Origin of the sequence: Pseudomonas sp. FP1742, from assembly GCF_030687145.1 — a bacterium.
Lineage (GTDB): Bacteria > Pseudomonadota > Gammaproteobacteria > Pseudomonadales > Pseudomonadaceae > Aquipseudomonas > Aquipseudomonas frederiksbergensis_D.
This window is the reverse complement of record NZ_CP117460.1, coordinates 6303596-6328577: the sequence shown is the minus strand read 5'-3', so window position 1 is coordinate 6328577 and position 24982 is coordinate 6303596. Positions and strand designations below refer to the sequence as shown.

Here is a 24982-nt window from a genome sequence, read left to right as displayed (position 1 = left end):
GTTTACTGCGTTACTCTTTTTTCGGCTGCTATTTATTACAGGCCCAGGTTCATGCCCGAATACGTCAATTGGCTTCGTCACGCTTCGCCTTACATCAACGCCCACCGCGATTGCACTTTCGTCGTCATGCTGCCCGGCGACGGCGTGGAGCACCCGAACTTCGGCAATATCGTCCACGACCTGGTGCTGCTGCACAGCCTGGGCGTGCGACTGGTGCTGGTTCACGGTTCGCGTCCGCAAATTGAAACACGCCTCGCTGCTCGCGGCCTGACCCCGCACTACCACCACGGCATGCGCATCACCGATGCGGCGACCCTGGAGTGCGTGATCGATGCGGTTGGTCAACTGCGCATCGCCATCGAAGCGCGGTTGTCCATGGACATGGCCTCGTCGCCGATGCAAGGCTCGCGTCTGCGGGTGGCCAGCGGCAATCTGGTCACTGCGCGGCCGATTGGCGTGCTCGAAGGCGTCGACTATCACCACACCGGCGAAGTGCGCCGTGTCGACCGCAAGGGCATCAATCGCCTGTTGGACGAACGCTCCATCGTGCTGTTGTCGCCATTGGGTTATTCGCCGACCGGCGAGATCTTCAACCTCGCGTGCGAAGACGTCGCCACCCGAGCGGCCATCGATCTGGGGGCAGACAAACTGCTGCTGTTCGGCGCCGATCTCGGACTGCTGGATGAAAATGGTCGTCTGGTTCGCGAACTGCGTCCGCAACAGGTGCCGGCGCACCTGCAACGTCTGGGCAGCAACTATCAGGCCGAGCTGCTGGACGCAGCCGCTGAAGCGTGCCGGGGTGGGGTGGCGCGCAGTCATATCGTCAGCTACGCCGAAGACGGCGCGCTGCTGACCGAACTGTTCACCCGTGACGGTGGCGGTACGCTGGTGGCCCAGGAGCAATTTGAAGTGGTGCGCGAGGCGGCCATCGAGGACGTCGGCGGTTTGCTGGACTTGATCAGCCCGCTGGAAGAGCAGGGCATTCTGGTGCGTCGTTCCCGCGAGGTACTGGAGCGCGAGATCGAGCAGTTCAGCGTGGTTGAACGTGAGGGCATGATCATCGCCTGCGCGGCGCTGTATCAGATTGCCGATTCGGATGCGGGGGAGTTGGCGTGTCTGGCGGTGAACCCGGAGTACCGCCATGGCGGTCGCGGCGATGAATTGCTGGAACGCATCGAAACCCGCGCCCGGGCGCAGGGCCTGAAAACCTTGTTCGTGCTCACCACCCGGACCGCCCACTGGTTCCGTGAGCGGGGTTTCGTGCCGAGCAGCGTCGATCGCCTGCCGTCGGCGCGGGCGTCGCTTTACAACTATCAGCGTAATTCGAAGATCTTCGAAAAAGCCCTCTGACCCCCGAACCTGTAGGTGTGAGGCTTGTCCGCGAAGCAGAGGACTCGATTTATCGGTTGTCCTTGATGATGCCTTCGCGGGCACGCTGCGCTTCTACAGGGCGCTGACATACGGCGCATCATCCGGCACCCCCGTTTCTACCTTCCCCTGCCCCTTCACGTACTTCGCCGTCTCGCCAATCGCCCTGGCCGTGCAGCCATCGAGCAGCGCAGTGGTCCGCTGCGCGGCGCTCTGACCACTTCCAGACTGTTATTGAAATCACGGCAATCGATTTTTTGGCCTATGGTTCTCTCGAAAACGCCATCAGCCTGAGGAGCTTTGCCGGGATCGACACCGGTTTGATCACCGACCGCGTCGCCGCCTAAGTGGAAGGAGAAAATAATGGTGATACACAAACTGTAACAAATTGACTAGATAGTGCGCGTTTAGCCATGATGGCGTCGCCTTTTCGATAGGGATTGACGCGTACGGGATGTGCCAAAGCCAATGGGAATAAAAAAAGGCTCATAAATACCCTTTAGGAATTAGCTTTTGGGCCAATGCCGTTATGTCCGGTTCGATGAGCCGCCGGCAGGGACTCAATATTCGACGTTAGACCTTGGTCGTAGACACACATGGTTACGATTGACTTGGTAGTCACGGTCTGGCGCTAATCGCGCATCTGTGGATCCAGGGCATTCGACCCAAGACCAAAGAACACAAAAATTAGAAAACGAGAGGAGCGAAACAATGAACAAGTCCACCTTGGCCCTGGCGGTGACCTTAGGGGTTATGGCGCAGCAGGCAGGCGCTGCGGGTTTCATCGAAGATAGCAAGGCTTCCGTCAGTTCCCGGACCATGTATTACGACGCTGATACGCGTAATACCCCGAGTGGCACTAGTCCTGCTTTTGCCAAGTACAGACAGCGCGAAACCGCTGAGGGGCTAAAGTTCGATTACCTGTCTGGCTTCACCCAAGGTACCGTTGGTTTCGGTATCGATGCCCAGGCGTTGGTCGGTATCCATCTGGATGGTGGCAAGGGTCATCACCCGACCGGTAATGACAACTCATTCTTCCCTAGCGATGGTAAGGAATCGGCCGACGAGTGGAGTCGTCTGGATGCCAACGTCAAGGCGCGTTTCTCGAAGACCGAGGCCCACTTGGGTGGCGCTCTGGCACCTAACCTGCCGATCCTGATTGCGAACGACAGCCGTGTGCTGCCGCAGACCTTCGAAGGTGGCACCATCACCTCCAAAGAAATCGACAACGTGACCTTCAACCTGGGTCAACTGGAGCACGCGTCGGGTCGCGCCTCCTCTAACTCCACTGGTCTGTCGGTGGCTGGCGCGACTCAGGACAGCAACAAATTCCGGTATGCCGGTGCTGACTGGAAGGTCACCAAAGACCTTACGTTGCAGTACTACTATGCGAATCTGGAAGACTTCTACAAGCAGAACTTCCTCGGCCTGGTGCACGTCTATCCGATTGCTCCCAACCAGTCATTCAAGACCGATATTCGTTATTTCGACAGCAGCTCCGACGGCAAGAACGGCGACGCCGGCTACCAGTTCAACAACAACAGTGGCTACGCCAAGGAAAGGGGCGTGGTTGATAACAAGACCTGGAACGCCACCTTCACCTATACCTTGGGTGGCAGCGCATTCCTGCTCGGGCATCAGCGTGTCAGCGATGACGGCGGTTTTGTCTTCTTGAACCAAGGCAGCCTTGTCAATGACAACGGTCGTCCAGAAGGTGCCGGCGGCGGCAGCTTCTACTCGTTCACCGACGCCACCGTGGGCAGCTTTATCCGTGCCGGTGAAAACACCACGTACGGTCAGTACTCCTATGACTTCGCTTCACTGGGCGTGCCAGGTTTGAAAGCGTCGATTGGTTACTTGAATGGCCAAAACATCAAGGCAACCAGCGGTGTGGGTAAAGACCTGAGTGAGCACGAGACCGACGCGCGCGTGGATTACGTGATTCAAACGGGCATGCTGAAAGGGTTTGGTACGACGCTGCGTCACGGTACCTATCGTGGTAACACCAGCACCGCTGACCAAGACCAGACCCGTCTGATCTTCAACTACACCTACAGCTTCCTGTAATAACCATTAGAAAAGAGCCTCGCCTATTGGCGGGGCTTTTTTTTGCGTTTTTTTTGATATTCCAAAAAAATATCTTAAGTTGATTATTTATTCTTTTTTGTTTTTTACCTAAATCTATAAAATGAAGCCATCAGGTACTCATTGGCAGCAACACGAGTATCGGATTCAGCAACCCCGATTTTGAAGGTCAAGGAATTGGTTCATGAGCCGATACCTTGTGTTCCGGCGTGGATTTATATACCTAAATGGTATGAAAAAATCCGCATATAAATCTTTTTGGTTTATAAGCCGACCCAAATCAAGATGGCCTGACCAACCAGCGTTAATTGCGCATCCCAGGATCCGGGCGCTCGACCCAGGACCAGGAACCCAGAATTAGAAACGAGAGGAGCGAAACAATGAACAAGTCCACCTTGGCCCTGGCTGTGGCCGTAGGGGTTTTGGCGCAGCAGGCAGGCGCCGCCGGTTTCATCGAAGACAGCAAGGCTACATTGGGGCTGCGTAACTTCTACATCAACACCGATAACCGCGACTCCGACGCGGGTACCGCCAAGGTCAAGGCCAACGGCGTTCAAAGCAAGAACGAAGAATGGGGCCAAGGCTTCGATCTGCGCTTCACTTCCGGCTACACCCAAGGCACTGTCGGCTTCGGTATCGATGCCATTGGCCTGTTGGGCGTGCGTCTGGACACCGGCGGTGGCACTAACGGCGCCACTTCAACTTCTTACGGCGGCACTGTTTTCCCAAGCGAGTCCAACGGCGAAGCGGTTGATAATTTCTCCAGCCTGGGCCTGACTGCCAAAGCCAAGATTTCCCAAACCGAACTGAAGTTGGGCACCCTGCAGCCAAAACTGCCGGTGATTGTGACCAACGACGGTCGTCTGCTGCCGCAAACCTTCCAGGGCGGTCAGATCACCTCGAACGAAATCAAAGACCTGACACTGGTCGGCGGTCAGATCGAGCACGCCAAGGGTCGTAACTCCAGCAACAACGAAGAGCTGTCGATTGCTGGGGCCAACGCTCACACTGCTGCCGGTCGTGACAGCAACAAGTTCATCTATGGCGGTGGCGACTACAAAATCACCAAGGACCTGACCGCCCAGTACTACTACGGCAACCTGGAAGATTTCTACAAACAGCACTTCCTGGGGCTGGTTCACAACTGGTCTATTGGTCCGGGCGTACTGAAGTCTGACTTCCGTTACTTCAACAGCCGTGACGATGGCGCCAACGGCCATAACTCCTCCTATTTCACTACCGGTGACTACGGCACCGGCATTACCAAGGGTAAAGTCGACAACAACCTGTATAGCGGTCTTTTCCTGTACTCGGTTGCCGGTCACACTTTTGGTGGCGGTTACCAGGTCAGTAACGGTAACAGCGACTTCCCTTGGCTGAACCAGGGTGATGGCTCGTCGGCTTACTTGACTACCGACAGTCAGATCGCCAAGTTTGCCCGTGCCGGCGAACGTACCTGGCAAGCTCGCTACTCGTACGATTTTGCCAAAGTCGGCGTCCCAGGTCTGACCGCGGGTATGGTTTATCTGCGTGGTGATAACATCGACACTACGGGTAAAGTGGGTGCTGCTCAGAAAAGCGTCAACGCAACTGGCCGTTCCGAGTGGGAACGCGACCTGACCCTGGCGTACGTAGTCCAGGAAGGCCCACTGAAAAACCTGGGCTTCATGTGGAAAAACGCCATGTGGCGCAACGACATTCCAGGTCAGCGCGACCAGGACGAAAACCGTCTGATCGTCAGCTACTCGATCCCGCTGTTGTAATAGCGCTCGCGTAACCGACGTAAAAAAAAAGCCCCGCCCGGCATCGCGCCGGGCGGGGCTTTTGCGTTTTCAAGGCGGGCTCACCCCCGTAAACCCTCCTTGAAGTTCCCTCTTTTGCAACAACTCAAGGCCTTCTCGAACCTTGCGATCGATGTTCGTTCCCGTGGCCGTGCAGGTCCAGTGAAGAGATCTTTAATATTTCCTTTGGGTCTAAATAAATCGATATATATTCTTTTTGATTAAGGTGAAAGGCAGGCACAGTTGAGCTCGACAAGCACTCACAAGGAGCAGCACCATGAGCCTCAGACTGGGCGATATCGCCCCCGATTTCGAACAGGATTCCAGCGCCGGCACCCTCCGTTTCCACGAATGGCTGGGCGATAGCTGGGGTGTGTTGTTTTCCCATCCGGCGGATTTCACGCCGGTGTGCACCACCGAGCTGGGCTTCACCGCCAGGCTCAAGGATGAATTCGCCCAGCGCGGCGTCAAAGCCATTGCTCTGTCCGTGGACCCGGTGGACTCGCATCACAAGTGGATCGAGGACATCAACGAAACCCAGAACGCCATCGTCAACTTCCCGATTCTCGCTGACGCGGACCGCAAAGTGTCCGACCTGTATGACCTGATCCATCCGAATGCCAACGACACCCTGACCGTGCGTTCGTTGTTCGTGATCGATCCGCACAAGAAGATTCGGCTGACCATCACTTACCCGGCGAGCACTGGCCGTAACTTCAATGAGATTTTGCGGGTGATCGATTCGCTGCAGCTCACCGACAACTACAAGGTGGCCACGCCGGCTAACTGGCAGGACGGTGATGAAGTGGTGATCGTGCCGTCGCTCAAGGATGAAGATGAAATCAGGCAACGCTTTCCCAAGGGGTATCGCGCGGTAAAACCGTATCTGCGCCTGACGCCGCAGCCGAATCGTTAACGTCAAAAGATCGCACCCACGCAGAGCGTGGGAGCGATCATGTCTACCAAAGCAGGGGATTTCGGGCCGTTTCGACGGCCTGTTTTTTTGCCCGGAAAAAGACAATCAATATATTCTTTAAAGATATAACTAAATGAATAAATATGATTTATGGATATATAAATCACCTGTTAAGGTCACTCCATCGACGCGAAATCGCAAGCTGCGAATCGCCAACACCGCTCAAGGAATTGTCTGAATGCTGGTCGTCTCACTCGGTGGCAGCCCCAGCCTACGCTCCCGTTCCGGGGTGTTGCTGGAGCGCTCCAAACGCTGGTTGCAAGAGCAAGGTGTGGAAGTGGTGAGTTATCAGGTGCGGGACTTCCCGGCCGAAGACTTGCTGCATGCCCGCTTCGACAGCCCAAAGGTAATCGACCTGTTGCAACAGATTGATCACGCCGATGGCTTGCTGATCGCCACACCGGTTTACAAGGCATCGTTCTCCGGTGCGTTGAAAACCGTACTGGATCTGCTGCCCGAACGCGCCCTGGCCCACAAGGTGGTTCTGCCAATGGCCACCGGCGGCAGCATCGCCCACATGCTGGCGGTGGATTACGCGCTCAAGCCGGTATTGTCGGCGTTGAAGGCCCAGGAAATGCTCCACGGGATTTTCGCCGTAGACAGTCAGATCGCCTACGGCGAAGGCAGCGCCCAGGCGCAGTTGGCTCCCGAGCTTGCACAACGACTGAATGAATCGCTGGAGCTGTTCTACAGCGCCATGGCGCGACGGCCCAAGCCGCTCGATCCAAACCTGTTGAACGAACGTTTGTTGAGTGCTCGCTGGAGCATTTAAGCCTCACCCGAAACTGATTTACTCCACCTCACTGGCCCGCCAACGGGCAAGCAGGTGCAGCCAAAACCCAACTGCAAAAAGGAGAGCGCCATGCGCCCTGTCATTTTGCGTCGTGGTCTGGTCGCTCTGTTTGCTGCGGCTGTGTCCTTCGGCGTCATTACTCAAGCTCAAGCCGAGACGTTAAGAATCGGCTATCAGAAATACGGCACCCTGGTGCTGCTCAAAGCCAAAGGCACGCTGGAAAAACGCCTCGCCGCCCAAGGCGTGGACGTGCAATGGACTGAATTCCCCGGTGGCCCGCAACTGCTCGAAGGCCTGAACGTCGGCTCCATCGACTTCGGCGTCACCGGCGAAACGCCTCCGGTTTTCGCCCAGGCCGCGGGCGCCGATCTGCTCTACGTTGCCTATGAACCGCCAGCGCCCCACAGCGAAGCGATCCTGGTGCCGAAGGGCTCGCCGATCAAATCGGTGCAGGAACTCAAGGGCAAGAAAGTCGTGCTCAACAAAGGCTCCAACGTGCACTACCTGCTGGTGCGTGCGCTGGAAGACGCCGGCCTCAAATACACCGACATCCAGACCGTGTTCCTGCCGCCCGCCGATGCCCGCGCCGCGTTCGAGCGCGGCAGTGTCGATGCCTGGGTGATCTGGGATCCGTACCAGGCTGCCGCCGAACAGCAACTGCAAGCGCGCACCTTGCGCGATGGCAAAGGCATCGTCGACAACCATCAGTTCTATCTGGCGACCAAGCCTTATGCGCAGAAAAATCCTCAAGTGATCAAAACCCTGGTGGAAGAAGTGCGCGCGGTCGGTGAATGGTCCCGGGCCAATCCCGAGGACGTCACCAAACAGGTTTCGCCACTGCTCGGCCTGCCGGCGGACATCACTCTGACTTCGGTGAAGCGCCAGGGCTACGGCGCGCTGTTCCTGACCCCTGAGGTGGTCGCCGCCCAACAGAAAATCGCCGACAGCTTCTACCAGCTCAAGCTGATTCCCAAGCCCTTGAGTATCAAGGACGTGATCTGGACGCCACCGGCAGCCGTCGCCAAAGCGCCGTAATTCGATTCCCCAAGGAGACCACTCCATGAGCCTCAATATCTTCTGGTTCCTGCCTACCCACGGCGACGGCCATTACCTTGGTACCGCCGAAGGCGCTCGCGCCGTCGACCACGGTTACCTGCAACAAGTCGCGCAAGCGGCGGATCGCCTGGGGTTCGGCGGGGTGCTGATTCCCACCGGTCGCTCCTGCGAAGATTCGTGGCTGGTGGCCGCCTCGCTGATCCCGGTAACCCAGCGTTTGAAATTCCTCGTCGCCCTGCGCCCCGGGATCATTTCCCCGACGGTGGCGGCGCGTCAGGCCGCGACCCTGGATCGTCTGTCCGGCGGTCGTGCGCTGTTCAACCTGGTTACCGGTGGCGATCCGGAAGAACTGGCCGGTGATGGCTTGTTCCTCAGTCACGAAGAGCGCTACCAGGCCTCGGTGGAATTTACCCGCATCTGGCGCCGGGTATTGGAAGGCGAAACCGTCGATTACGACGGTCAGCACATCAGCGTGAAGGGCGCCAAATTGCTCTATCCGCCGATCCAGCAACCGCGTCCGCCGTTGTATTTCGGCGGCTCGTCGGAAGCGGCGCAAGACCTGGCGGCAGAGCAGGTCGAAATGGTCCTGACCTGGGGCGAACCGCCGGCCGCCGTTGCCGAGAAAATCGAACAGGTTCGCGCCAAAGCCGCGAAGCTCGGGCGCACCGTGCGCTTCGGCATTCGCCTGCATGTAATCGTTCGCGAAACCAACGCCGAGGCGTGGCAAGCGGCGGATCGACTGATCTCTCATCTGGACGATGACACCATTGCCCGCGCCCAGGCGTCTTTGGCGCGTTTCGATTCGGTCGGTCAGCAACGCATGGCGGCCTTGCACGGCGGCAGCCGCGACAATCTGGAAGTCAGCCCCAACCTCTGGGCCGGTGTCGGTCTGGTGCGCGGCGGGGCCGGTACGGCGCTGGTCGGCGATGGTCCGACAGTGGCCGCTCGGGTGAAGGAGTACGCCGATCTGGGCATCGATACGTTCATCTTCTCCGGTTATCCACACCTGGAAGAGTCCTACCGGGTGGCGGAGTTGCTGTTCCCGCACCTGGACATCGAGCGTCCGGAGCTGCCGAAAAGCGCCGGTTACGTCAGCCCGTTCGGCGAGATGGTGGCCAACGACATTCTTCCCAAAGCCGCGTCCCAGAGCTGAGGCGTGGCCATGAAGAAAACTATCCACAACCTCGCGCCCTGGGCATTGCCGATCCTGTTGCTGGCGGTATGGCAGTTGTCGGTGTCGGCGGGCTGGTTGTCGACGCGGATTCTGCCGGCACCGATCGCGGTGATCGAAGCCGGTGTGAGCCTGGTGCGCAGCGGTGAAATCTGGAGTCACCTGGCGATCAGCGGCTGGCGCGCGGCACTCGGGTTCGCCATCGGCGGTGGTATTGGTCTGGCCCTGGGCTTTATCACCGGTCTGTCGACGTGGGGCGAACGCCTGCTCGACAGTTCGGTGCAGATGATCCGCAACGTGCCGCACCTGGCGTTGATTCCGCTGGTGATCCTGTGGTTTGGCATCGACGAGTCGGCGAAGATTTTCCTGGTGGCGCTGGGCACGTTGTTCCCGATCTACCTCAACACTTACCACGGCATTCGCAACGTCGATCCGGCGCTGGTGGAAATGTCCCGCAGTTATGGCCTGTCCGGTTTCAGCCTGTTTCGCCAGGTGATCCTGCCGGGTGCATTGCCTTCGATTCTGGTGGGTGTGCGTTTTGCCCTGGGCTTCATGTGGCTGACCTTGATCGTCGCCGAAACCATCTCCGCCAGCGCCGGCATCGGTTACTTGGCGATGAATGCCCGGGAGTTCTTGCAGACCGACGTGGTGGTGCTGGCGATTCTTTTGTATGCCGTGCTCGGCAAACTCGCGGATCTCGCGGCCCGTGGACTTGAACGCGTGTGGCTGCGCTGGCATCCGGCCTATCAGGTTGCCAAGGGAGGTGCCGCATGACGGCTCAACAACCTCCACGCCTGCTGCGCGGAATTCCACTGGCAGTGCGCAAGCTGCAAAAGACCTTCGGTTCGCGGCAAGTGCTGCGTGAAATCGACCTGCACATTCCGGCCGGGCAGTTTGTGGCGGTGGTCGGGCGTAGCGGCTGCGGTAAAAGCACCTTGCTGCGCTTGCTCGCCGGTCTGGACAAACCCACGGCTGGCGAGTTGCTCGCCGGTCCCGCACCGCTGAGTGATGCCCGGGAAGACACCCGGCTGATGTTCCAGGAAGCACGGTTGCTGCCATGGAAAAAGGTCATCGACAACGTGGGTCTCGGGCTCGAGGGCAACTGGCGCCCGCAAGCATTGGAAGCCCTTGAGGCGGTTGGCCTGGCGGATCGCGCCAACGAATGGCCGGCCGCTTTGTCCGGCGGGCAGAAGCAGCGTGTGGCCCTGGCTCGCGCACTGATCCATCAACCGCGCCTGCTGTTACTCGATGAACCCTTGGGCGCACTGGATGCCCTGACCCGAATCGAGATGCAACAACTGATCGAACGGCTCTGGCAACAACATGGCTTCACCGTGTTGCTGGTGACCCACGACGTCAGCGAAGCGGTGGCGATTGCCGATCGGGTGATCCTGATCGAAGAGGGCGAAGTCGGCCTCGACCTGGCGGTGGAACTGCCGCGCCCTCGGGCCCGTGGCTCCCATCGGCTGGCGACGCTGGAAACCGAAGTGCTCACCCGCGTGCTGTCGCTACCCGGCCAACCGCCGGAACCGGAACCTGTTTCACCCTTGCCCACGCAATTGCGTTGGGCTCAATAACTTAAAGATTCATCCAACGACAGGAATCAACATCATGACAATCAAAGCCATCAACGTTCGTAACCAGTTCAAAGGCTCGATCAAGGAAATCGTACTCGGCGACGTATTGTCGGAAATCGACGTTCAGACCGCTTCCGGCATCGTCACTTCGGTGATTACCACGCGTTCGGTGAAGGAGCTGGAACTGGTGGTCGGCAGCGAAGTGATCGCGTTTGTGAAATCCACCGAGGTGTCGATCGCCAAGTTGTAAGCGCGTGCATTACCCACAACCCCGGAGGGTTTGAGTCCTTCGGGGTTTTTTATGCGTGTGAATCAGTGCTTTCGGCAGCGCGGCCTTCGCGAGCAAGCCCGCTCCCACATTTGATCTTCAGGGCAACAGATTCTGTGTACGACAGAAATCCACTGTGGGAGCGGGCTTGCTCGCGAAGGGGCCAGTGAAAGCAAGCGAGGATATCAGGCTGGAACAGTTCGCTTGGGCAGGTACGGCGGCAAATACAGCCCGAGGTAGGCATCAAACACCCGCATCCCTTCTTCAGCCATGCGCGGCGTGATCTGCCCATGTTGCTGCACCGAGCGCGCATACACCCGATCCCCCAGTTCCATGGCCAGGGCAAACACATCGACGTCTGTCGGCAGCCTTGGCAGCTCGAAGTGATGGTCGAACAGTTTGTGCATCAGGTCGCCGAGCTCGATGTCGTGCTGGCGGTCAGCCTGGGTGACTTCGGTCAGGCCGTGCTGGGCGAGGATCAACTGGCGGGCGGCGGCGTCTTCGTCGTAGATGTCGAGCATGCGTTGTTCCACCAGTCGCGACAGGTCGCGCCAACCGCTCAGGGCATTGTGGTCGATGGGCGCTTGCAGGCAGGCACGGAACGCGGCGTGGACGTCGGCGGTCAGGGCTTCGAGCAGGGCCGGGACGCTGGCGAAAAAGTGGTAGACGGAGGAGGGCGGGATCTCGGCGCGTTCGGCGACGCTGTAGATCGACAGACTGGCCACGCCCTCGGCGGCCAGCAGCGTGCGGGCGGCATCGAGTATCGAATCGATCCGGGCCTGGCTGCGGGCGCGGGGTTTGCGAATGGTGGCGGTGCGCGTCATTGGAGTCTCCTGCAGGGCAGCGGGCATTGTACGAGCAGGGTTTGATGTTGTCTGCCAGGACGCCTTCGCGAGCAAGCCCGCTCCCACATTGGGTCGGTGTTGAATGCAGATTTTGTGTTCGCAGAAGATCCAGTGTGGGAGCGGGCTTGCTCGCGAAGCAGGCACCTCGGTCCAACGGAATGAACTCGTAAAAAAACGCCGCAGGCTGTGAGGCCGGCGGCGTTGTTTTTACGGCAACCGCTTACACGGTATGCAGGTACCAGTTGTACTCGAGGTCGGAGATGGAGTGTTCGAACTCCTCCAGCTCGCTCTCTTTACAGGCGACAAAGATATCGATGTATTTCGGATCGATGTACTTGGCCATGACTTCGCTGTCGTCCAGCTCGCGCAATGCATCGCGCAGGTTGTTCGGCAGGCTTTGCTCGTTCTGCTCGTAGCTGTTGCCTTCCACGGGCGCGCCCGGCTCGATCTTGTTGACCAGGCCGTGGTGCACGCCGGCCAGGACCGAGGCCATCAGCAGGTACGGGTTGGCATCGGCGCCGGCTACACGGTGTTCAATGCGCACGGCATCGGAGGAACCGGTCGGTACGCGGATCGCCACGGTGCGGTTATCCAGGCCCCAGCACGGCGAGTTCGGCACGTAGAACTGTGCGCCGAAACGCCGGTAGGAGTTGACGTTCGGGCAAAGGAAAGCCATCTGCGCCGGTAGGGTCTCGAGCACACCGCCGATCGCGTGACGCAGTGCGGCGTTCTGCTCGGGATCCTCGCTGGCAAAAATGTTTTTGCCGTCTTTATCCAGGATCGAGATGTGGACGTGCAGACCATTACCCGCCTGGCCTGGATAAGGCTTGGCCATGAAGGTGGTGTCCATCTCATGGTCGTAGGCGATGTTTTTGATCAGACGCTTGAGCAGGACCGCGTAGTCGCAGGCCTTTATAGGGTCGGCCACGTGGTGCAGGTTCACTTCGAACTGCGCCGGGGCGCTTTCCTTGACGATCGCGTCGGCAGGGATGCCTTGCTCTTTCGCGCCTTCCAGAATGTCCTGGAGGCAGTCGACATATTCGTCCAGATCGTCGATCAGGTAGACCTGGGTCGAGTGCGGACGTTTGCCGGAGATCGGCGAGCGCGGCGGTTGCGGGCGACCGTTCACGTTTTCCTGGTCGATCAGGTAGAACTCCAGTTCGAACGCGGCGCAGATGGTCAGGCCCATCTCATCGAACTTGGTCACCACTTGACGCAGGACTTCGCGCGGGTCGGCGAAGAAAGGTTCACCTTCGAGTTCGTGCATGGTCATTAACAGTTGCGCAGTCGGGCGCTTCTGCCAGGGCTCATTGCACAGGGTGTCGGGGATTGGATAACAGATTCGGTCAGCATCGCCGATGTCCAGGCCCAGGCCGGTGCTTTCCACCGTCGAGCCATTGATATCCAGAGCAAATAAAGAGGCCGGCAGGTTGATGCCTTTCTCGTAAACCTTGTGGAGGCTGGTGCGTTCGATGCGCTTGCCGCGCACCACACCATTCATATCCGCAATCAGAAGGTCAACGTACAGAACCTCAGGATGTTCCTTAAGGAACGCGTTCGCTTCGTTAAGCTGAACGGCACGCGGGGGTACCGACATGATGCAACACCTTTGTTGTTAAAAATATCAATCATTGATCTTTTCGGATTCCAGTCAACCCGAACGGCATGCCGAAGTCAAGTAAGGCCTTTTTTGCCCTAAAAAAGCGCCAGCAGGGCTTTTTTGAGGCACTTTGGGGCGTTTTTTTGCCTTCTGACGTCTTGGCGCCCGCGGGCTTGAGCGGGCCGTGTTGTATTTTTTACGGGGGTGTTGTGTAAAAAAATGAACAAGGCTAAGCTCGATTCAAACCCATAACAGCAATAATACCGGGGTGCTTCATGTCTCGCCTGCCGTTAATCGGCGTCACCGCCTGCTCAAAGCAGATCGGTCTGCATGCTTATCACATCAGTGGCGACAAATACGTACGCGCCGTGGCTTCAGCTGCCAAGGGCCTGCCGTTGATTCTTCCATCCCTGGCGGATCGACTGGCGCCGTCCGATATTCTGGACGCTCTGGACGGCATTCTCTTTACAGGCTCTCCTTCTAATATAGAACCGTTTCACTATAGCGGCCCGGCCAGCGCGCCAGGTACTGCTCATGATTCTGCACGCGATGCCACCACTCTCCCGCTGATCCGCGCCGCTGTCGAGGCCGGCGTTCCCGTGCTCGGTATCTGCCGCGGCTTCCAGGAAATGAATGTGGCGTTCGGTGGCAGCCTGCATCAGAAGGTCCACGAGGCCGGTCCCTTCATGGACCACCGTGAAGACGACAGCCTGCCGCTCGAAGGGCAGTACGCCCCCAGTCACCCGGTGCACGTCCAGCCGGGTGGTGTACTTGCGGGGCTGGGCCTGGCGAGCGACATTCAAGTCAACTCGATTCATGGTCAGGGCGTCGAGCGGCTGGCGCCGGGCCTTCGCGTGGAAGCCGTGGCGCCCGACGGGTTGATCGAAGCCGTCTCGGTGATCGAAAGCAAGGCTTTTGCTTTGGGCGTGCAATGGCATCCCGAATGGCAGGTAAGCTTGAATCCGGACTACCTTGCGATTTTCCAGGCATTTGGCGATGCCTGCCGCAAGCACGCATTACAACGCGACGCCGATGCGTCAAACAACGCCTGACTTATAAAAGTCAGGAAACTCAAGCCTAAGAGGCATTTATGAGTAACAACCTCGACCAGCTCACCGATTGGTTGAAAGACCACAAGATCACAGAAGTCGAATGCATGATTGGCGACCTGACCGGTATCACCCGGGGCAAGATCTCGCCGACCAACAAGTTCATCGCCGAAAAAGGCATGCGCCTGCCCGAGAGCGTTCTGTTGCAGACCGTGACCGGCGACTATGTCGAAGACGACATCTATTACGAACTGCTCGACCCGGCCGACATCGACATGATCTGCCGCCCCGACCAGAACGCGGTGTTCCTGGTGCCCTGGGCCATCGAGCCCACCGCCCAAGTGATCCACGACACCTACGACAAGCAGGGCAACCCGATCGAGCTGTCGCCGCGCAACGTGCTCAAGAAGGTACTGAAACTCTACGCCGACCACGGCTGGCAGCCGATCGTGGCGCCGGAAATGGAGTTCTACCTCACCAAGCGCAGTGACGACCCGGACTACCCGTTGCAACCGCCGATTGGCCGTTCCGGTCGTCCGGAAACCGGTCGCCAGTCGTTCTCCATTGAAGCGGCGAACGAATTCGACCCGTTGTTCGAAGACGTCTACGACTGGTGCGAGCTGCAGGAGCTGGACCTCGACACGCTGATCCACGAGGACGGCACCGCGCAGATGGAAATCAACTTCCGTCATGGCGATGCCCTGTCCCTGGCCGACCAGATTCTGGTGTTCAAGCGCACCATGCGTGAAGCCGCGCTCAAGCACAATGTGGCGGCGACCTTCATGGCCAAACCCATGACCGGCGAGCCGGGCAGTGCCATGCACTTGCACCAGAGCATCATCGACATCGAGACCGGCAAAAACGTCTTCTCCAATGAAGACGGGACCATGAGCCAGCTGTTCCTCAATCACATCGGCGGTTTGCAGAAATTTATCCCTGAATTGCTGCCGCTGTTCGCGCCCAACGTCAATTCGTTCCGCCGCTTCCTGCCGGATACCTCGGCACCGGTGAACGTGGAGTGGGGCGAAGAGAACCGCACTGTGGGCCTGCGGGTTCCGGATGCCGGGCCGCAGAACCGTCGGGTGGAAAACCGTCTGCCGGGTGCCGACGCCAACCCCTACCTGGCCATCGCCGCCAGTCTGTTGTGCGGCCTTATCGGCATGCTCGAAGGGCATAACCCGAGTGCCCCGGTGGTGGGGCGTGGGTACGAACGGCGCAACCTGCGCCTGCCGTTGACCATCGAAGACGCTCTGGATCGCATGGAAAACAGCAAGACCATCGAAAAGTACCTGGGCAAGAAATTCATCACGGGTTACGTCGCGGTCAAGCGGGCCGAGCATGAAAACTTCAAGCGCGTGATCAGTTCGTGGGAGCGGGAGTTCCTGCTCTTCGCCGTCTGATACGCCGTCACTGGAATCCAAGGAGAATTCGCATGACCAGTAACAACCCGCAAACCCGTGAGTGGCAAACCCTGAGCAGCGATCACCACCTGGCCCCGTTCAGCGACTTCAAGCAGCTGAAAGAGAAAGGCCCGCGGATCATCACCCATGCCAAGGGCGTTTACCTGTGGGACAGCGAAGGCAACAAGATCCTCGATGGCATGGCCGGCCTGTGGTGTGTCGCGATCGGCTACGGTCGCGATGAGCTGGCCGATGCCGCCAGCAAACAGATGCGTGAACTGCCTTATTACAACCTGTTCTTCCAGACGGCTCACCCGCCGGTGCTGGAGCTGGCCAAGGTCATCGCTGAAATCGCGCCTGAAGGCATGAATCATGTGTTCTTCACCGGTTCCGGCTCCGAAGGCAACGACACCATGCTGCGGATGGTTCGCCACTACTGGGCGATCAAGGGCCAGCCGAAGAAGAAAGTCATCATCAGCCGCAAGAATGGCTATCACGGCTCCACCGTGGCCGGCGCGAGCCTGGGTGGCATGACGTACATGCACGAACAGGGCGATTTGCCGATCCCGGGCATCGTCCACATCGCCCAGCCGTACTGGTTTGGCGAAGGTGGTGACATGACGCCGCAAGAGTTCGGTATCTGGGCGGCCAATCAGCTGGAAGAGAAGATTCTGGAAATCGGCGTCGACAACGTCGGTGCCTTTATTGCCGAACCGATCCAGGGCGCCGGCGGCGTGATCATTCCGCCAGACAGCTACTGGCCGCGCATCAAGGAAATCCTCGCCAAGTACGACATTCTGTTCGTGGCCGACGAGGTGATCTGCGGTTTCGGCCGTACCGGCGAGTGGTTCGGCACCGATTTCTACGACCTCAAGCCCCACATGATGACCATCGCCAAAGGCCTGACATCCGGCTACATCCCGATGGGAGGCCTGATCGTGCACGACGATGTGGTCGAGGTGCTCAACGAAGGCGGTGATTTCAACCACGGTTTCACCTATTCCGGGCACCCGGTGGCCGCTGCGGTGGCGCTGGAAAACATCCGCATCCTGCGCGATGAAAAAATTGTCGAGCACGTGCGGGCAGAAACGGCACCTTATTTGCAGAAGCGTCTGCGGGAACTGAACGATCACCCGTTGGTGGGGGAAGTGCGTGGGGTCGGTCTGTTGGGGGCTATCGAACTGGTTCAGGACAAAGCCACTCGCAAACGTTACGAAGGCAAGGGCGTCGGCATGATCTGCCGGCAGTTCTGCTTCGACAACGGCCTGATCATGCGTGCCGTCGGCGACACCATGATCATTGCTCCGCCTCTGGTGATTACACCGGCTGAAATCGACGAGTTGGTGACCAAGGCGCGCAAGTGCCTGGACCTGACCCTGAGTGCGTTGCAGGGCTAAGTGCTAGGCTCTGAGCGAGGTGCGAAGTTTGCACCTCGCCCAGTGCAAACAAAGGATGGGGCTTTCCTTGAAAGCCTGCCTTGGATCTTGCCAGACTAACGGTTGTTCGGATGCCCTGTGACTGGCCGCTGAGCACGTGGTTAAAAAAGAAAAATTGGAGCATTACCCATGAAGGCATTAGGTATGAAGATAGCTGGCAAGACCCTCCTCGCCATGTCCCTGATGGGCGTGATGGCGGGCGCCGTTCAGGCTGACGACAAAGTGCTGCACGTGTACAACTGGTCCGATTACATCGCACCGGACACCATCGCGAACTTCGAGAAAGAGTCCGGGATCAAGGTGGTGTACGACGTTTTCGACAGCAACGAGACCCTGGAGGCCAAGTTGCTGGCGGGTAAGTCCGGCTACGACATCGTCGTGCCGTCGAACAACTTCCTCGCCAAGCAAATCAAGGCCGGGGTTTACCGGGAGCTGGACAAGTCCAAGCTGTCCAACTACGGCAACCTGAACAAATCGCTGCTTAAAGCGGTTTCCGTCAGCGACCCGGACAACAAACACGCATTTCCTTACATGTGGGGTTCGATCGGTATCGGTTACAACCCTGCGAAGGTCAAGGCAGCGCTGGGCGTCGATACGATCGACTCCTGGGACACCCTGTTCAAGCCCGAGAACATCGCCAAGCTCAAGAGCTGCGGTGTGAGCTTCCTGGATTCGCCTACCGAAATGCTGCCGGTCGCCCTGCATTACCTGGGTCTGCCAACCGACAGTCAGAAGAAAGAAGACATCAAGAAAGCCGAGGAACTGTTCCTCAAGATTCGTCCTTCGATTACCTACTTCCACTCCTCGAAGTACATCTCGGACCTGGCCAACGGCAACATCTGCGTAGCCGTCGGTTATTCGGGTGACGTTCAGCAAGCCAAGTCCCGCGCTGCCGAAGCCGGTGACAAGGTGAAAGTCAGCTACGCCATTCCAAAAGAAGGTGCTGGCAGCTTCTACGACATGGTCGCAATCCCCAAGGATGCGGAAAACGTCGAGGGGGCCTACAAGTTCATGAACTACCTGCTGCAACCGAAAGTAATGGCTGACATTACCAACGCCGTGCGTTTCCCTAACGGTAATGCGGAAGCCACCCAGTATGTGAGCAAGGAAATCACCTCGGATCCGGGCATCTATCCGACTCCAGAAGTACAGGCCAAGCTGTATGCGATCGCTGATTTGCCAGCCGCTACCCAGCGTGAGCTGACCCGCAGCTGGACCAAGATCAAATCCGGTAAATAAGTCATAAACCTGTAGCAGCTGCCGAAGGCTGCGTTGAGGTCCGAAGGATCTCCGCTTTTCGACAGCACGACTGCTTCGCGGTTGAACGCAGCCTGCGGCGGCTGCTACAGGATCTTCATAAAGTTTGCTGGAACGGTTTTTCGAGGGTAAGTTGCGCGCCGGTTTTGTTGTCAGGCAGCCATGGCTGTCATGTAGCGCGGGGCAACTTGGGCCCAACTAATTTTAGAGGACCTCCACTTGCCTGTTTTTTCTTTGTTGCGCAGTGCCCTGCTGGTCGGCGCCGGGCTGACGCTTGCCGTCAGTGCCCAGGCTGCCGGCACGGTGCACATTTATAACTGGTCGGACTACATCGGTGAGACCACCCTGGCGGACTTTCAGAAAGACGCCGGTATCAAGCCGATTTACGACGTATTCGATTCCAACGAAACCCTGGAAGGCAAATTGCTGGCCGGGCGTACCGGTTATGACGTGGTCGTCCCGTCCAACCACTTCCTGGGCAAACAGATCAAGGCCGGCGCGTTCCAGAAGCTCGACAAGTCGAAGCTGACTAATTACGCCAACCTCGACCCGGTGCTGCTCAAGCGCCTGGAGCAGAACGATCCGGGTAACCAATACGCCGTGCCGTACCTGTGGGGCACCAACGGCATCGGTTACAACGTCGACAAGGTCAAGGCTGTGCTGGGGCTGGACAAGATCGACTCCTGGGATGTGGTGTTCGAGCCGCAGAACATCAAGAAACTGCACAGCTGCGGCGTCGCGTTCCTCGACTCCGCCGATGAAATGATGCCCACGGTCCTCAACTACATGGGCCTGAACGCCAACAGCACCAACCCCGAAGACTACAAAAAAGCCGAGGCCAAGCTGCTGGCGGTGCGGCCTTATGTGACGTACTTCCATTCCTCGAAGTACATCGCGGACCTGGCCAATGGCGACATCTGCGTCGCGATCGGTTTTTCCGGCGATATGTTCCAGGCCAAGGCCCGCGCGGCTGAAGCTGGCAAAGGCATGAACATCGCCTACGTGATTCCGAAAGAGGGCGGAGCGCTCTGGTTCGACATGCTGGCGATCCCCAAGGACGCGGCCAACGTCAAGGAAGCCCACGCCTTCATCAACTATTTGCTCAAGCCTGAAGTGATTGCCAAGGTCAGCGATACCGTCGGCTATGCCAACCCAAACCCCGGGTCGGACAAATTGATGGAGCAGTCCATACGTACCGACGCATCGGTTTATCCACCACAAGCGGTCCTCGACAAGACGTACGTGTCCATCGAGTTGCCACCGAACATACAACGTTTGATGACGCGCAGCTGGACCAAGGTCAAGTCGGGCAAATAGCGTCAAACTATCCAGGTTCGCCACGTTGAGCGAACTGCAAATTCTGTTGGGAGTTTCGTAAATGGCAGTTGCCTCCGGCGCCTATAAGAAAGCCCTCGAGGGCGACCAATCACCTAAACAGGTGTTGGTCAAAATCGACCGGGTCACCAAAAAGTTCGACGAGACGATTGCCGTGGACGATGTGTCCCTGGAAATCAAGAAAGGCGAAATCTTCGCCTTGCTCGGTGGCTCGGGTTCGGGCAAATCCACCTTGCTGCGGATGCTGGCAGGTTTCGAACGGCCCACGGAGGGGCGCATTTTTCTCGATGGCGTAGACATCACCGACATGCCGCCCTACGAGCGGCCGATCAACATGATGTTCCAGTCCTACGCCTTGTTCCCGCACATGACCGTGGCGCAGAACATCGCCTTCGGTCTCAAGCAGGACAAGATCCCGGCGGCCGAGGTCGATGCCCGCGTGGCCGAGATGCTCAAGCTGGTGCAGATGAGCGAGTATGCCAAGCGCAAACCGCATCAACTGTCTGGTGGCCAGCGGCAGCGAGTGGCCCTGGCGCGTTCGTTGGCCAAGCGGCCGAAGCTGTTGTTGCTCGACGAACCGATGGGGGCGCTGGACAAGAAACTGCGCTCGCAGATGCAGCTGGAGCTGGTGGAAATCATCGAGCGCGTGGGCGTTACCTGCGTGATGGTGACCCACGACCAGGAAGAGGCCATGACCATGGCCGAGCGCATCGCGATCATGCACCTGGGCTGGATCGCCCAGATCGGCAGCCCGATCGACATCTACGAAACCCCGACCAGCCGGCTGGTCTGCGAATTCATCGGCAACGTCAACATCTTCGAAGGCGAAGTGGTGGATGACGCCGAGGGCCATGCGCTGATCACCTGCAAGGACCTGGACCGCAATATCTACGTGGGTCACGGCATCAGCACCTCGGTGCAGGACAAGTCCGTTACCTATGCGATCCGTCCGGAAAAACTGCTGGTGACGGCCGAAATGCCGACCTGCGAACACAACTGGTCCAGCGGCAAGGTGCACGACATCGCCTACCTCGGCGGCCATTCGGTGTTCTACGTCGAATTGCCGAGCGGCAAGCTGGTGCAGTCCTTCGTCGCCAACGCCGAGCGCCGTGGCCAGCGCCCGACTTGGGGTGACCAGGTTTACGTGTGGTGGGAAGACGACAGCGGCGTGGTACTTCGCTCATGAACATGCGCAAACTCAAACGCCGGCTCAATCGAATAATTCCCGGTGGCCGTCAGCTGGTCATCGGGGTTCCGTTCATCTGGCTGTTCATGTTCTTCATGCTGCCGTTCTTCATCGTCCTGAAGATCAGCTTCGCTGAAGCCGACGTGGCCATTCCGCCGTACACCGAGATCTACACCTTCGTTGACCAGAAACTGCAGGTGCTGCTCAACCTGGCCAACTACGCGATGCTGGGCGATGACGAGTTGTACATCGCCGCTTACCTAGGCTCGCTGAAGATGGCGCTGTTCAGCACCATCCTCTGCCTGCTGATCGGCTACCCGATGGCCTATGGCATTGCCACCGCCCGCAAAGAGCTGCAAACGGTGCTGGTGCTGCTGATCATGATGCCGACCTGGACCGCGATCCTGATCCGCGTGTACGCGTGGATGGGCATCCTCAGCAACAACGGACTGCTCAATGGTTTTCTGATGAGCATGGGCTGGATCGACGAGCCGTTGCAGATCCTCAATACCAACCTGGCAGTCTATATCGGGGTGGTTTACTCCTATCTGCCGTTCATGATCCTGCCGCTCTACGCCAACCTGGTGAAACACGATCACAGCCTGCTGGAAGCCGCGTCGGACCTGGGTTCGAGCAACTTCAACAGCTTCTGGAAGATCACCGTGCCGCTGTCGAAAAACGGAATTATCGCCGGCTGCATGCTGGTGTTCATCCCGGTGGTGGGGGAGTTCGTGATCCCGGAACTGCTCGGCGGTCCGGAAACCCTGATGATCGGCAAGGTGCTCTGGCAAGAGTTCTTCAACAACCGCGACTGGCCGGTGGCGTCTGCCCTGGCGGTGGTGATGCTGGCAATCCTGATTGTGCCGATCATCCTGTTCAACCGTAGTCAGGCCAAGGAAATGGAGGGTAAAGAATGAAGCGCTTCCGTTTCTCGAACCTGATGCTGGTGCTGGGTCTGCTGTTCATCTACGCGCCGATGCTGATTCTGGTGATCTATTCGTTCAACGCCTCGAAACTGGTAACGGTGTGGGGCGGCTGGTCGATCAAATGGTATGTGGGCCTGCTCGACAACACCCAGCTGATGGGCTCGGTGGTGCGTTCGCTGGAAATCGCCTGCTACACCGCCATTGCGGCAGTGGCGCTGGGCACGCTGGCGGCCTTCGTGCTGACCCGCATCACCCGCTTCAAGGGCCGCACACTGTTTGGCGGCCTGGTCACCGCACCGCTGGTGATGCCCGAAGTGATCACCGGTCTGTCGTTGTTGCTGCTGTTCGTGGCCATGGCGCAGATGATCGGCTGGCCACAGGAGCGCGGCATCGTCACCATCTGGATCGCTCACACCACGTTCTGTGCAGCGTACGTGGCCGTGGTGGTATCGGCGCGTCTGCGTGAGCTGGACCTGTCCATCGAAGAGGCGGCCATGGATCTGGGGGCGCGGCCGTGGAAGGTGTTCTTCCTGATCACCATCCCGATGATCGCCCCGTCGCTGGCGGCGGGGGGCATGATGTCGTTCGCGTTATCCCTGGATGACCTGGTGCTGGCGAGCTTCGTGTCGGGTCCGGGCTCCACGACCCTGCCGATGGAAGTGTTCTCGGCGGTGCGCCTGGGCGTGAAGCCTGAGATCAACGCCGTGGCCAGTCTGATTCTGCTGGCGGTATCGCTGGTGACCTTCCTGGTCTGGTTCTTCAGCCGCCGTGCTGAAGAAATTCGCAAGCGTGCAATCCAGCAGGCCATCGAGGAGGCCGCTGCCGACTCCTGGAAGCAACCGGACATACGTCGGGCGCAGGCGCCGGAAGCGGCTTGAGCCCGATGGGTTGACCACCGTTGCGTGGCAAGCCCAAATCCCTGTGGGAGCGGGCTTGCCCGCGATGGCGGACCGACATTCAACATCCATGTTGACTGACTCACCGCTTTCGCGAGCAAGCCCGCTCCCACATTGGTTTTTATGCCACCCAAGGCGATTTGCGGATGATCTCGACGAAGTTCATCGGCTTGAAGCCCGGCTCGCTGTCCACCAGCACATCCGCGTTCACGGTGCCAAACGTGCTGTCGGGTTTGTGTTTGAAGCCATTGGCGAACGCACACAGGATGCATTCCTTGAACCCTTCACCTCGTGGATGCGCATGCACCACTGCTTCACGCTGCACGGTGGAAAATGCTGCGTAGTCGATGCCCAGCACATCCATTTCGACGCCGGCAGTCACCAGTGCCACGTTGGGACGCAAGTGTTGCGGTACCCCCGGCGTGGTGTGCAGGGCGATCGACAGCCACACCTGTTCGATATCGTCGTCAGACAAACCATAGGGTGTGAGGAAGGCTTTGGCGGCGTTGGCGCTGTCGACTTCGAAGCGTTCGTCATCGCTGCGATGACCTTCCACCAGGCCCAAGTCATGGAACATCGCACCGACGTACAGCAGCTCCGGGTCGTAGGCCAGTTGCTTGCGCTCACCGCTCAAGGCACCGAACAGAAATACCCGGCGTGAGTGGTGGTACAGCAGGTCGGACTCGACGTCGCGAATGTATTCAGTGGTGGCCCTGGCCAATGCGCTGTCGGGGATCTTGATGCCGGCGATGATGCTGCTCATGGTGCTGTCCTCATGGGGAACGCCGTGGCGGCGCTGATGGAGTCAGTCTGTTCGTGCCGCCGAAACCGGACAATCGATCCATGGCTGCGATCCCGGCCAATGAGCAGGCATATCGCGCCAACCTCGCTTGTCGGGCCTGAATTGGCTAGGGTTGAACGCAGCCTCGCAGGCTCGGCAGCTGCTACGGGGCGAGTGATAGCTGATATCTAGTCCAGTGCCATAGAAGGTGTTTCATGCCATGCACAAAACCATTGCCATCGTAATGTTCGCCGGCGTCCAGTCACTGGATGTCACCGGCCCCATGGATGTGTTTTCCGAAGCCAATCGCTTCCTGGCACCGGAAGATCACTATCGGCTGGAGGTGATCGGTGTCGAACATGGGGTGATGGCCTGTTCAAACGGTTTGTCACTCAATGCCCATCGGCATTTCAGCGAAGCGCTGGAGGCTTATGACCTGCTGTTGGTGGCGGGCGGGCCGCAGTTGCCGTTCCTGAGTTTTGGTGCGGCGTTCGATACCTGGTTGCAAGAGGCCTGCGCGCGGGCGCAACGCTTCGGCTCGATCTGCAACGGTGCCTTCATGCTCGCCCGGGCCGGACTGCTCGATGGGCGAACCGTCACCACCCATTGGGGCGACGCCGCGGCGCTGGCGCAGTTGTGCCCCTCGACTCAGGTCGAGGCTGATCGTTTGTATGTGCAGGATGACGAGCTATACACCTCGGCCGGGGTCACTGCGGGGATCGATCTGTCGTTGTATCTGCTGGCCCGGGATCACGGGCCGGACGTGGCGCTCAGCGTGGCCAAGCGACTGGTGGTGTTCACTCAGCGCTCGGGTGGGCAATCGCAGTTCAGCCCGTTTCTCACACCTCACGCCGAGCCCACTTCGGCGGTGGCGCTGGCTCAGCTCTATGTGATGGCCAACCTTAATGGCGACCTGACCATTGCCGACCTGGCCAACGCCGCCAACATGAGCGCGCGCAACTTTTCCAGAGTGTTTGCCAAAGAGGCCAAAATCACCCCGGCGGAATTCGTCGAGCGGGCGAGGGTGGACGCGGCGCGGGTGATGCTCGAAAGCACCTGTGCGCCGCTGAAAACCGTGGCATACCAGTGCGGCTTTCGCGATGCCCAGCACATGCGCAGTGTGTTCAACCGCAGGCTGGGGGTGACGCCGCAGCAGTTCAGGATGAATTTTGCGGCGATGGTTTAGCGGCAATTTG

22 protein-coding genes are annotated in these 24982 nt (G+C 58.8%); 19 read left to right on the top strand and 3 right to left on the bottom strand.

The genetic code is table 11. The annotated features are described in order from the left end of the window. Positions 1–51: 51 nt before the first annotated feature. The 10 genes from argA to PSH64_RS28730 all read left to right on the top strand — a co-directional run bounded on the left by argA (position 52) and on the right by PSH64_RS28730 (position 11057). A complete protein-coding gene (argA, locus tag PSH64_RS28775; RefSeq protein ID WP_105340730.1) occupies positions 52–1350 on the top strand; it encodes an amino-acid N-acetyltransferase in 1299 nt (432 codons plus the stop codon). Between the two features lie 729 nt (positions 1351–2079). Next, a complete protein-coding gene (locus tag PSH64_RS28770; RefSeq protein ID WP_105340731.1) occupies positions 2080–3435 on the top strand; it encodes an OprD family outer membrane porin in 1356 nt (451 codons plus the stop codon). Between the two features lie 398 nt (positions 3436–3833). After that, positions 3834–5216, top strand: a complete 1383-nt coding sequence (locus PSH64_RS28765; protein WP_105340732.1) for an OprD family porin — start codon at positions 3834–3836, stop codon at positions 5214–5216. 295 nt (positions 5217–5511) lie between these two features. Continuing rightward, complete coding sequence (locus PSH64_RS28760; protein WP_305479338.1) at positions 5512–6150, top strand: peroxiredoxin; 639 nt, start codon at positions 5512–5514, stop codon at positions 6148–6150. A gap of 238 nt (positions 6151–6388) precedes the next feature. Beyond that, entirely contained in the window at positions 6389–6982 is a 594-nt protein-coding gene (gene ssuE, locus PSH64_RS28755) for an NADPH-dependent FMN reductase (RefSeq protein ID WP_105340734.1), read from the top strand. Between the two features lie 90 nt (positions 6983–7072). Beyond that, complete coding sequence (locus tag PSH64_RS28750) at positions 7073–8038, top strand: sulfonate ABC transporter substrate-binding protein (RefSeq protein WP_105340735.1); 966 nt, start codon at positions 7073–7075, stop codon at positions 8036–8038. Between the two features lie 25 nt (positions 8039–8063). After that, the gene (gene ssuD, locus PSH64_RS28745; RefSeq protein ID WP_007939251.1) at positions 8064–9212 is read left to right on the top strand and encodes an FMNH2-dependent alkanesulfonate monooxygenase; all 1149 of its coding nucleotides are present in this window, start codon (positions 8064–8066) and stop codon (positions 9210–9212) included. Positions 9213–9221: 9 nt separating this feature from the next. Further along, the gene (ssuC, locus tag PSH64_RS28740; RefSeq protein WP_105340736.1) at positions 9222–10004 is read left to right on the top strand and encodes an aliphatic sulfonate ABC transporter permease SsuC; all 783 of its coding nucleotides are present in this window, start codon (positions 9222–9224) and stop codon (positions 10002–10004) included. Continuing rightward, on the top strand, positions 10001–10807 hold the full coding sequence (gene ssuB / locus PSH64_RS28735; protein WP_305479337.1) for an aliphatic sulfonates ABC transporter ATP-binding protein: 807 nt from the start codon (positions 10001–10003) through the stop codon (positions 10805–10807). The genes ssuC and ssuB overlap by 4 nt, the downstream gene beginning before the upstream one ends. A gap of 34 nt (positions 10808–10841) precedes the next feature. Beyond that, positions 10842–11057, top strand: coding sequence for a molybdopterin-binding protein (locus PSH64_RS28730; RefSeq protein ID WP_003229256.1), 216 nt, complete (start codon positions 10842–10844; stop codon positions 11055–11057). Positions 11058–11260: 203 nt separating this feature from the next. On the opposite strand, the gene PSH64_RS28725 is transcribed toward PSH64_RS28730, so the two are convergent. Together PSH64_RS28725 and PSH64_RS28720 are read right to left on the bottom strand one after the other, a co-directional pair. After that, positions 11261–11899 (bottom strand): TetR/AcrR family transcriptional regulator, encoded by a 639-nt coding sequence (locus PSH64_RS28725; protein WP_105340738.1) that lies wholly within the window; start codon positions 11897–11899, stop codon positions 11261–11263. Between the two features lie 241 nt (positions 11900–12140). Next, positions 12141–13517, bottom strand: coding sequence for a glutamine synthetase family protein (locus tag PSH64_RS28720; RefSeq protein ID WP_018928630.1), 1377 nt, complete (start codon positions 13515–13517; stop codon positions 12141–12143). A 278-nt stretch (positions 13518–13795) separates the two neighbouring features. On the opposite strand from PSH64_RS28720, the gene PSH64_RS28715 reads away from it, so the two are divergent. The 8 genes from PSH64_RS28715 to PSH64_RS28680 all read left to right on the top strand — a co-directional run bounded on the left by PSH64_RS28715 (position 13796) and on the right by PSH64_RS28680 (position 22987). Next, complete coding sequence (locus tag PSH64_RS28715; protein WP_105340739.1) at positions 13796–14572, top strand: gamma-glutamyl-gamma-aminobutyrate hydrolase family protein; 777 nt, start codon at positions 13796–13798, stop codon at positions 14570–14572. Between the two features lie 38 nt (positions 14573–14610). Next, complete coding sequence (locus PSH64_RS28710; RefSeq protein ID WP_305479336.1) at positions 14611–15969, top strand: glutamine synthetase family protein; 1359 nt, start codon at positions 14611–14613, stop codon at positions 15967–15969. 32 nt (positions 15970–16001) lie between these two features. Next, complete coding sequence (locus tag PSH64_RS28705) at positions 16002–17366, top strand: aspartate aminotransferase family protein (RefSeq protein WP_105340741.1); 1365 nt, start codon at positions 16002–16004, stop codon at positions 17364–17366. 183 nt (positions 17367–17549) lie between these two features. After that, positions 17550–18644 (top strand): polyamine ABC transporter substrate-binding protein, encoded by a 1095-nt coding sequence (locus PSH64_RS28700; RefSeq protein ID WP_105340742.1) that lies wholly within the window; start codon positions 17550–17552, stop codon positions 18642–18644. 237 nt (positions 18645–18881) lie between these two features. After that, on the top strand, positions 18882–19979 hold the full coding sequence (locus PSH64_RS28695; protein ID WP_105340743.1) for a polyamine ABC transporter substrate-binding protein: 1098 nt from the start codon (positions 18882–18884) through the stop codon (positions 19977–19979). A 61-nt stretch (positions 19980–20040) separates the two neighbouring features. Continuing rightward, entirely contained in the window at positions 20041–21183 is a 1143-nt protein-coding gene (locus PSH64_RS28690) for an ABC transporter ATP-binding protein (protein ID WP_105340744.1), read from the top strand. A 35-nt stretch (positions 21184–21218) separates the two neighbouring features. Next, on the top strand, positions 21219–22100 hold the full coding sequence (locus tag PSH64_RS28685; protein ID WP_172901220.1) for an ABC transporter permease subunit: 882 nt from the start codon (positions 21219–21221) through the stop codon (positions 22098–22100). Further along, positions 22097–22987, top strand: coding sequence for an ABC transporter permease subunit (locus PSH64_RS28680; protein ID WP_105340745.1), 891 nt, complete (start codon positions 22097–22099; stop codon positions 22985–22987). The genes PSH64_RS28685 and PSH64_RS28680 overlap by 4 nt, the downstream gene beginning before the upstream one ends. A 139-nt stretch (positions 22988–23126) precedes the next feature. Here the strand turns inward: PSH64_RS28680 and PSH64_RS28675 are convergent, their stop codons facing one another. Further along, positions 23127–23768 (bottom strand): HD domain-containing protein, encoded by a 642-nt coding sequence (locus PSH64_RS28675; RefSeq protein ID WP_305479335.1) that lies wholly within the window; start codon positions 23766–23768, stop codon positions 23127–23129. A gap of 238 nt (positions 23769–24006) precedes the next feature. On the opposite strand from PSH64_RS28675, the gene PSH64_RS28670 reads away from it, so the two are divergent. After that, entirely contained in the window at positions 24007–24972 is a 966-nt protein-coding gene (locus PSH64_RS28670; protein ID WP_305479334.1) for a GlxA family transcriptional regulator, read from the top strand. The last annotated feature ends 10 nt before the right edge of the window (positions 24973–24982 follow it).

Bases quoted from the DNA above. Each gene is read 5' to 3' on its own strand.
- argA (WP_105340730.1), top strand. From the start codon at position 52: ATGCCCGAATACGTCAATTGGCTTCGTCACGCTTCGCCTTACATCAAC.
- PSH64_RS28770 (WP_105340731.1), top strand. From the start codon at position 2,080: ATGAACAAGTCCACCTTGGCCCTGGCGGTGACCTTAGGGGTTATGGCG.
- PSH64_RS28765 (WP_105340732.1), top strand. From the start codon at position 3,834: ATGAACAAGTCCACCTTGGCCCTGGCTGTGGCCGTAGGGGTTTTGGCG.
- PSH64_RS28760 (WP_305479338.1), top strand. From the start codon at position 5,512: ATGAGCCTCAGACTGGGCGATATCGCCCCCGATTTCGAACAGGATTCC.
- ssuE (WP_105340734.1), top strand. From the start codon at position 6,389: ATGCTGGTCGTCTCACTCGGTGGCAGCCCCAGCCTACGCTCCCGTTCC.
- PSH64_RS28750 (WP_105340735.1), top strand. From the start codon at position 7,073: ATGCGCCCTGTCATTTTGCGTCGTGGTCTGGTCGCTCTGTTTGCTGCG.
- ssuD (WP_007939251.1), top strand. From the start codon at position 8,064: ATGAGCCTCAATATCTTCTGGTTCCTGCCTACCCACGGCGACGGCCAT.
- ssuC (WP_105340736.1), top strand. From the start codon at position 9,222: ATGAAGAAAACTATCCACAACCTCGCGCCCTGGGCATTGCCGATCCTG.
- ssuB (WP_305479337.1), top strand. From the start codon at position 10,001: ATGACGGCTCAACAACCTCCACGCCTGCTGCGCGGAATTCCACTGGCA.
- PSH64_RS28730 (WP_003229256.1), top strand. From the start codon at position 10,842: ATGACAATCAAAGCCATCAACGTTCGTAACCAGTTCAAAGGCTCGATC.
- PSH64_RS28725 (WP_105340738.1), bottom strand. From the start codon at position 11,899: ATGACGCGCACCGCCACCATTCGCAAACCCCGCGCCCGCAGCCAGGCC.
- PSH64_RS28720 (WP_018928630.1), bottom strand. From the start codon at position 13,517: ATGTCGGTACCCCCGCGTGCCGTTCAGCTTAACGAAGCGAACGCGTTC.
- PSH64_RS28715 (WP_105340739.1), top strand. From the start codon at position 13,796: ATGTCTCGCCTGCCGTTAATCGGCGTCACCGCCTGCTCAAAGCAGATC.
- PSH64_RS28710 (WP_305479336.1), top strand. From the start codon at position 14,611: ATGAGTAACAACCTCGACCAGCTCACCGATTGGTTGAAAGACCACAAG.
- PSH64_RS28705 (WP_105340741.1), top strand. From the start codon at position 16,002: ATGACCAGTAACAACCCGCAAACCCGTGAGTGGCAAACCCTGAGCAGC.
- PSH64_RS28700 (WP_105340742.1), top strand. From the start codon at position 17,550: ATGAAGATAGCTGGCAAGACCCTCCTCGCCATGTCCCTGATGGGCGTG.
- PSH64_RS28690 (WP_105340744.1), top strand. From the start codon at position 20,041: ATGGCAGTTGCCTCCGGCGCCTATAAGAAAGCCCTCGAGGGCGACCAA.
- PSH64_RS28680 (WP_105340745.1), top strand. From the start codon at position 22,097: ATGAAGCGCTTCCGTTTCTCGAACCTGATGCTGGTGCTGGGTCTGCTG.
- PSH64_RS28675 (WP_305479335.1), bottom strand. From the start codon at position 23,768: ATGAGCAGCATCATCGCCGGCATCAAGATCCCCGACAGCGCATTGGCC.
- PSH64_RS28670 (WP_305479334.1), top strand. From the start codon at position 24,007: ATGCACAAAACCATTGCCATCGTAATGTTCGCCGGCGTCCAGTCACTG.